At 45.5% G+C, this 8467-nt stretch carries 4 protein-coding genes and 1 pseudogene; all 5 read left to right on the top strand.

Annotated features, from left to right (window positions below):
• Positions 1 to 4200, top strand: a 4200-nt coding sequence (locus ACIG3F_RS15840; RefSeq protein WP_396470516.1) for a tape measure protein, incomplete at its 5' end; no start/stop codon positions are given.
• A complete protein-coding gene (locus tag ACIG3F_RS15835) occupies positions 4197 to 4616 on the top strand; it encodes a hypothetical protein (RefSeq protein WP_396470515.1) in 420 nt (139 codons plus the stop codon). The genes ACIG3F_RS15840 and ACIG3F_RS15835, both read left to right, overlap by 4 nt.
• A complete protein-coding gene (locus tag ACIG3F_RS15830) occupies positions 4606 to 6567 on the top strand; it encodes a hypothetical protein (RefSeq protein ID WP_396470514.1) in 1962 nt (653 codons plus the stop codon). Before ACIG3F_RS15835 ends, ACIG3F_RS15830 begins: the two co-directional genes overlap by 11 nt.
• A gap of 9 nt (positions 6568 to 6576) precedes the next feature.
• Positions 6577 to 8190: a hypothetical protein gene (locus ACIG3F_RS15825; protein ID WP_396470513.1), complete on the top strand. Its 1614-nt coding sequence runs from the start codon at positions 6577 to 6579 to the stop codon at positions 8188 to 8190.
• A 53-nt stretch (positions 8191 to 8243) separates the two neighbouring features.
• Positions 8244 to 8467: pseudogene (locus ACIG3F_RS15820) on the top strand (hypothetical protein); the annotation flags it as partial.

The following is an 8467-nucleotide window of genomic DNA, read 5'->3' as shown; positions in this document are numbered from 1 at the left end:
ACCGCAAAAGCCCTCTTTGATGCGATAAAAATAGAATCAGATAAACTTAAGACCACATCTGAAGAAACAGCAAAAGAAGTCGGTAAAATTGTACCTGATGATCTTCAGAAGAAGGCTGATCAGGCTAAAGGCAAGTTAGGTGAAGTAGCTCAGGCCGCCAATGCATTAGAGACACAAGCATCCCAAGCATCGGGCAAGATTGATGGCTTAGGCAGTGAGCTTCAAAACACAGCAAATAAAGCCAATAAGGCTGGCTTTGAAATCGGTGGTGCCATTCCTGGTGACGCTGTTCAGTTAGCAGAAATGCTAGGCAATAAGTTCTTCTCTGCCGCAAAAGAAATTGAATCTCTGGGCGATAAGTCGACTATCAGCGCTGGTGAACTCCGTGCAATGTCGAGTGCTGGTGAACAGGGCCTTAATGAGCTGAATTTGGCACTGAAAGCCGCTCAGGCTGAACTGGTTCGACTGCAAAGCACTGATGGTACCTTGCAAGATATTGAGATTGCCAAACAGCGTGTTTTAAGTATCCAAGATGCCATTAACGAAGCATCCAGTGCCTTCAACTACTATCAAGGCGTTGCTATCAATGCCATGAAAGGTGTGGATGGTGCTACTCAATCAGCTATCAATCAAGTACAACGTTTTAGCGCCGTAGATCTAACTGGCGTAGTAGGTGAAGCACAGACTGCTACCCGTGCAATTGAAAGTATGGGTGACGGCGCAAGCCTCAGTACCAAAGAAATTGAACGTATTGGCAGCATTGGCACCAATAGCATTAATGCCCTAGAGCGTGAATTACTGACAGCAAGAAATGCATTTTCGGCACTAGAGCAAAGCAGTGAAGCTGTAACACTTAATGAGATTAAGGCAGCTGGTGACAAGGTAAAAGGCCTTGAGCAAGCAGTAGATCTAACCAAATCGGCATTTTCAGAATTTAATGTAAAAGCCACCACTGCAATGCAGGGCGTTTCCACAAGCACAGATAAGGCATCCGGTAGTGCTAAGCAAGCTGGCCATGCAATTTATGAAGCACTAGGCATTAAACCGCCATCTGTGATTAATGAGGCAATTGCAGACCTGACCAGAAAGCTTGAAAACTTTAAGGCCAATAGTAAATTGCCGGCTGAAGAAGTAGAGCGTGTAACCAAGATAACTGAACAGCAAATCGAAAAGCTTAAAAGTGAACTGAATGGTGTTGAGCCTGCTGCTCAAAAGGCAAATTCCGGAGTTTCTACCCTCTCTAAAGGCATGGATGGGGCTAAGTTTGCTGTAACTGCACTGGTGGGGGCATTAGCTACAATTGGTGTTGGTTTAGGGCTTCGAGAGCTTGCCCAAGCTGCAGACTCGTATACCAACCTTTCGGTGCGAATCAACATTGCCACCCGTGAGGGCGGTGACTTTGCCTCTGCAATGGCAGGAGTTCATCAGGTAGCATTAGCCACTAATTCCAGTCTAGATGCTACAGCTAGCTTATTCACCCGATTGAATACAGTCGGCAAAGAAATGGGGATGACGCAGCAACAAGCGTTAGACCTTACTAAAACAGTTACCCAAGCAATTCAGATCGGTGGTGGTTCTGCACAAGCAAGTGAAGCAGCTGTTCAACAGTTTATTCAGGCTATGCAGGGTGGTGTGCTGCGTGGTGAAGAATTCAACTCCATTATGGAGAATGGTTATGGCTTAGCTGAAGCCTTAGCAAAAGGCTTGGGAGTCACGACTGGTGAACTTCGCAAGATGGCTGAAAATGGCGAGCTTTCGTCAGAGCGAGTTATCAAGGCCGTTCAAAGCCAGGCTACCCAGATCCAAGAAACCTACAACCAGTTTCCAACTACTATTAGCAATGCACTGCAGAAGATATCAACACAGTGGCAAATCCTTATTGGTGAGATGGATCAAGCCAATGGGTCAAGCGCTACGGTAGCTAATGCCCTATCAATCATCGCTGATAATCTTGGAATTTTAAAAGTATTCTTTGATGATGTGGCTGAAGGTGTTGGATGGTTTCAAGACAAGCTCTCTGAAATCGATCCATCTACAATTGAGGCTATTAGAAGCACTTTATCTGCTGTATATGACACGATTAAAACTGTCATTTCAGGTATGGCAGGAATCGCTGAAACCGCCTGGAGTGCCTTCACATCTACCTTGGATGCAATCGCCCCGCTATTTAACGCAATTATGGGCGGTAAGGAAGAGGTTAGTGGCTTAACCACCTTATTCAATGTTTTTAAAATTGCACTGGGTGTGGTTTCCGATGGTGCTACCGGATTAAATATTGCCTTGAAGCTACTCCTTGCGGGTATCCAGTTTATTTCCGGTGGTATTTATGCGCTTAGCGCCTCGGTATTAGATTTCCTTGGTTTCGATGATCTTGCTGCACAGGCTCAAAATGCGTCTGATGCTCTATTTAGACAAGCCGAAAAGAATGGACGGGAAGCCAATAGGCTTGCACTTGAAAGCAAGTCTGCCACTCAAGAGGCAATCAAAGACATACGTCAAACAGAAAACGAAGCAAATGAGGAGCGTATTGCTGACAGCCGAAAAACTCTGGATGAATTAAGGATCCAAGAGGAGAAGCATAAGGCTGATTACAGGGCTATCAGTGATGAGCGTGTTCAACTAGAGCAGCAACTCTATGAGGCGCGTAAGACTGGTAATCAGGCAGCAATTGATCAGGCCATAAAAGGTCTAGCCGAATTAGATGTCAAGGAAAAAGCATATCAGGCTGAAAGTCAGAAAATCACAGATGCTAAAATTCAGGCTGCACAGATTGTTGCAAATGCAATGATTCAGTCAGCTGATGCTGCTGGCATGGCACAGTTGAAAGTTTTGAATGCACAGCTGGCTGCTCAGGGCTTGCAAGGTGAATTCGATAACACCGGTAAAGTTGTTGTTAAAGCGATGCAGGATGCAACCATCGCTACCGACGGTCAAGTTGGTGCGACAGACAAAGCCCGCAAAGCTGCTGCTGCGCTTGGTATTGATTTAGATGTAGCTCTTAATCGGGTTTCTGAAAAATTTGCTTCTGATCAGAATCATTTGAACAGTTATGCAGGTGGCTTGGAAGCAATGGGTGTCACTGGCGCACGTGCAACTGAGCTAATTTATCAAGGCTGGGAGAAATGGGCAGAACAGGCCAAATCACCAGCCGAGATTGATGCAGCAAAAGCTCAACTTCTTTCCTTTGAAAAACAAGGAGTGTTTTCTGCAAAACAGGTTCAGATGGGTATGGAGCATCTGGATCAGGTGAACGGAAAGCTGCCCCAGAATATTTCCGAAGTAGAGAAAGCTTATAAGCTGCTTGGCATAACATCAAGAAAAGAGGCAGGTGAAGCCGCAGATGCTCAAATGAAAGCATTCAATGTGTTAAAGCAAAGCGGTACTGCCTCGGTCGAAGAATTAAGACAAGCCTTAATCAATATGGCTGATAAGATTTATGCTTCTGGTGATGCGACTAAAATTGCAGCTTATGAAGCTAAGCTTGCTTACCATGGCCTATCGAAAGAGGTAAGTGAAACCGGCCAAGTTTCAGTAAAAGCCAATAATGCTGTAGAAGAAAGCTTACACCGTGTTCGCAATGCCACAGGTAATGCTGGTGATGGCTTTGATGATCTAGGCCGTAGAGGTGTTAGGGCGGGTAATGATACTGCTGAAGCATGGGAGGAGGCTCGTAAAGCAACAGAAGCAGCTATGGCTTCTCAGGGCAAGATGAAGGCATCCAAAACCGGAACAACCGCTAAACACGGGCTTTCTGTTGAAGAAATTGAACAGAGGCTTAAGGATATTGGTTATGAAGGTGATACCAAGCAAAAAGCCAAAGAGCTCTTCCAAGATGCCGAACCAGTGGCGGGTGGTTATTACAAATCTGCTTCCAATGAGTGGGTGAAGAGAAAGTATGGGACCACTGCCTATGACAACCAGAAGGCTCTTGGTAATGCCATGTATGTTATGGAGCAGATTGAACGGCTGGAGCAGTATGTTGGCAAGAATGGTAGATCAATCGGATCTAGTAACCTGAATGACTATGCGCCGTCTATTCCTTCCGTACCATCAACTAAAGACTATGGTAAGGGGGGTGATAGTGTGAATTATAACATTCAATTCGGAGGTCAGACCCTATCCCTTACAGGCGATGCAAGCCAAAAGGATGTGATGACCAGTCTGGTAAATCAATTAAAAGGTATAGCGAAATCAACATGAAACTCATTCGCTTAGCAACATCAGAAACCGTCCCATTAGAGGACGGTTTTTTATGGCCTGATGAATTTTCATGGAAGGCTATTGAGCAAACACAAAACTTCACCATTGATGGCTCCCTGATCATTCAGGAAGGCAAAAAGAAATCTGGCCGGCCAATCACTTTACAGCCGGCAGATCCGCAAATGGGCTGGGTCAAGCTGCGTGAACTACGGACTGTTTTGGAATGGTCCAAGCTTCAAGGTGAGAATTTCAGACTGCAGTTTGAACAGCCGCATGACAGCCGGCAATTTACCGTCAAATTTAACCACCAGGATGGGGCTTTAGAGGCTGCACCGGTGAAAGGAATTCCGGCGGTATCGCTGGATGATTATTTTAATGTGACCTTACGCTTTACGGAGTTAGACGATGGCGATTGAAACCAAAGATTTAGTAATTTACAAGTCTGAACGCTTGACCGATAACTCTGATGGCGGTGGTAAATATTCTGGCGTTGTGGTTCAGGATGGGATTAGCAATAACCTGTTCAATGACGTATCGGAAATGGATCGAACCATGGGTGATGTGTCCATGCGCAAGGTCTTTCCTGCAGTTACTACGGAAGATACCGATCTATTGATGGGTGCAACTGTTTTTGTATCTGAGCTACCAGAAGATCCAAACGTATCGGCATTGCTTTTCAGTACCAAAAACTGGACTGATGAACGCCAGTCTGCCCAGAACCGGTTAGAAAACTATCTAGCCAAAGGTGGCCAGATCGCCGGTACACCACTGGATACCCACTGGAAAGGTATGTCATCACTTCAGGTGGCTATGTTTCCGCAAGAGGTTGAATCTTCCGTCGGGGACACTATTGTCCTGATTAGTGATGAAGGTAAGGCTTTAGAGCGTGAGCAGTATGTGCGTATTACCAAGGTTGAAACCCGTACTGCAGTCATGGTGGTAGATGGTAAAAACGTGGAATACAAGATTGCCACTTACTCATTAAATGATGCACTGGAAATTGATTTTGTCGGATTATCAGCACGTCAGTGGTACAACGGTGAGAAATCAAAAACCATTATCCGCGATACGATTGTGGCTGATACCGGTCTGTATTACTCATCTACAGCACTGGCTTCTGATGCCAATGTTGGTGAATTTACCGTAAATGCCAAAAGCATCTTTGCTCAACTCATCCCATCTGCCCAGACTGAAACTCCGATCATTGATGTGAACGCTGCCGGTGAAAGTGTGGTGCTGGTCGCAGGCAATGAAGGCACCATTACTGTTAATTATCCAAATATGGTGATTGGTGTCAGCCAAAACCTGTATATCGGCTCTGCGGTTATTCCATCAAGTGTAGCTTTCACATTACAAGGCCAGCAGATCACTGACCAAGGTGGATTGCTTAAGAACAACCAGGGAACACAAGTCGGCACGATTGATTACCAGCGCGGTCTGATTCAATGGACTGCAGCAGCACCCGCTGGAACCATGAGCTTAAACATCACGTTCAAGCCAGCCGCTGCACCAAATCAGTATTACCAAAGCCATGCGATTCCAGTGACTCAAAATAATCAAAGTACCAACTGGACCGGAGTTTTAATTCCAATTCCTGCACCTGGTGCACTTTCGATTTCATACATGTCGCAGGGCAAGTTCTATGAGCTTAAAGATGATGGTTCAGGCCAGTTAAAGGCTGCCAGTCCATCTTTTGGTTCAGGCATGATCAACTATGAAACTGGGTCATGGTTATTAACGACTGGTGCGCTACCAGATGTAGACACACCAATTTTGCTGAACTGGGGAACACCGATTATCACCTTTGTACGATCCAACCTAAGTGTAGAAAAAGCTGCATTTGAGTTTGATTTGGGTCGACCGGGTGTATTGCCGGGCATAACTATTAACTGGATGCTTGAAGGTGAAGAGAAAACGGCAACCTCTAATGCGCAGGGCAAGTTTACTGGAGATGCTACAGGTGAAATCAACTATGCCACCGGTATAGGCAAGATTATTCCAAACAAGCTGCCACAGAAAGGCACAGTCTTTTCGGTGATTTATAACTATGGATCCTCACTTGAGCAGACCAAGATGGATGTTGCTCCTGTAAATCAAAAGCTGACCTTTACCATTGGTACCGGACCAGCAATTCAGCCAAATAGTGTTGAGTTAAAAATCCCACTTCAAAGCAGTGAGGGGATTACAGGGTCCGTAACCCTGACAGATGTGCCGGTGAATGCAACTATGGGTAATCTAGTGAATAGCCGTGGTCAAGTGCAAGGCACCATTATCTATGCTACTGGCGCAGTTGAAGTCACACCAAAAAGTTCAGCGAGCAGATTTGTGCAAACCTTTACACCTATGGCTACCTATGCGGCTGCCTAGCGAGGAAATATGTCTTTTTATTCTCCACAAACGTCAGATATTCAAGGCCAGCAGGTTGAGCTGAAGGCCTTCAATGCTGTTGATGTACAAGTTAAATATCGTGATACATCCGGCTCCAATTCAGCAACCCACACAGTGACGGCCAACAAGCTCAAATTGGATTTATCCTCCGGTTTTGATGAGCAGATTCTAACAGGATCAGCGCGTTTTAAAGTCGGTGATGACACCTTCTTGGATCGTACTGGCTTGCTGTATCGCAATGTGAATCCAGCCAATAACAGCGGGATTCAGTCTGGTGTCATTCAATATGGCACCGGTATTGTTGAAATCGACTCATGGACACCGAATGCAGATAACACCATTACCCTAGAATCCTTAACCACCACCACCGACCTGCTACCGGTCAATAAAATCAGTTTCAGAACGCCAATCATGCCGATCCGGCCACAGTCCTTAACTGTAGTAGTAGGTACCATTGAATATGGTCAAATCACATTGACTGCTGATGAAAATGGGGTAATTGAAACCAGTCGGGCGCATGGTCAAGTGAACTGGGATAATGGCTTTGTGACGATTTACTTTTACAGCAAAACCAAAATCACCGAAGCTAACCGTGCGGAAATTGAGGCAAACGATTGGTATGACCCGCTGCTGGAATATGATGACTTGGATGGTCGCTATATCAATGTGCCGGTCTGGGTAGATGCTTCATCCGTACGCTATAACGCTGTGGCTTATACCTATATCCCACTAGATTCTGAAATTCTAGGTCTGTCTGCCACGCGTTTACCGATTGATGGCCGGGTTCCGATCTTCCGCGTTGGTGGGATTGGTATTGTCAGCTCAAGCAAGGCTCAGGAGCTGCCTAGTGCAATTGCAGGTACCACATATGATCTAAATGATCAGCGCATTTCATGGGCAGAACTTGAGGATACTAACGGAACGAAAGTCGCCTTCGATTTGTATACGGTTGATTATGATTATGGCCGTATGACATTGGGCGGCGACTTCGTACTGGGTAATCTGGTTGCACCACTGACAGTAAAATATCGTTATCAGGATATGGGGCTGATCCGTGATGTACAGATCAATGGTCAGCTGACTTTCACCAAGCCTTTAACCCATAACTATGATGCAGTAGATACCATTGTTGGATCTGCGCTGGTCATTGGTGATATGCAGGCCCGTTATACCCGCAAGTTTGTGCAAGGTTCGTGGAGTAATGCCTGGGCAGATGAGCCAAGCTCAAGCATTTTAGCGAATTACAATGATTCGCTCTATCCACTTCAGGTCACCAATAAAGGTGCTATTCAAGAACGCTGGGCATTAATCTTTACCGATGCACAATCGTTTAGATGTATTGGTGAATACTCTGGCCAGATTGGTACAGGAACAATTAATGCAGACTATGCGCCGATTAATCCAGTGACTGGCGTGCCGTACTTCATCATCAAGAAAGAAGGCTGGGGCGCAGGCTGGGCAAACGGTAACGTGCTGCGCTTCAACACCGTGGCTGCAAACTTCCCGGTCTGGGTGATTCGCACAGTGAAACAATCGGAGCCAGCAGTATTGTCAGACCAGTTCCAGATCATGCTACGTGGCGACATTGACCGCGTTGTTTAAGATTAAAATCAAATATGACCGCTTTGTGCGGTCTTTTTTACGAGTGAATAAAAATGGTCGCAAGTACAGATATCAAGTTTTATGTGCATACCAATAACAATGCGCCGCAACTGCAAAATGCTTATGGCTCGATGATTAATGTGCTAGATGCTTGTCTGGTAAATGGCATCAATATTGGCACGGTGTCATCCCTTACAGCATCAGGCACCACGGTCACTGCATTATTCAGCTCTTCACATAATTTAATGCAGTATCAAGTGATTAAAATTACAGGTGC

It is taken from the genome of Acinetobacter sp. NPDC052428 (genome assembly GCF_044547685.1).
GTDB classification, from domain to species: Bacteria; Pseudomonadota; Gammaproteobacteria; order Pseudomonadales; family Moraxellaceae; genus Acinetobacter; species Acinetobacter lwoffii_G.
The sequence above is the reverse complement of the archived record's forward strand: the minus strand, read 5'-3'. Positions and strand labels throughout refer to the sequence as shown.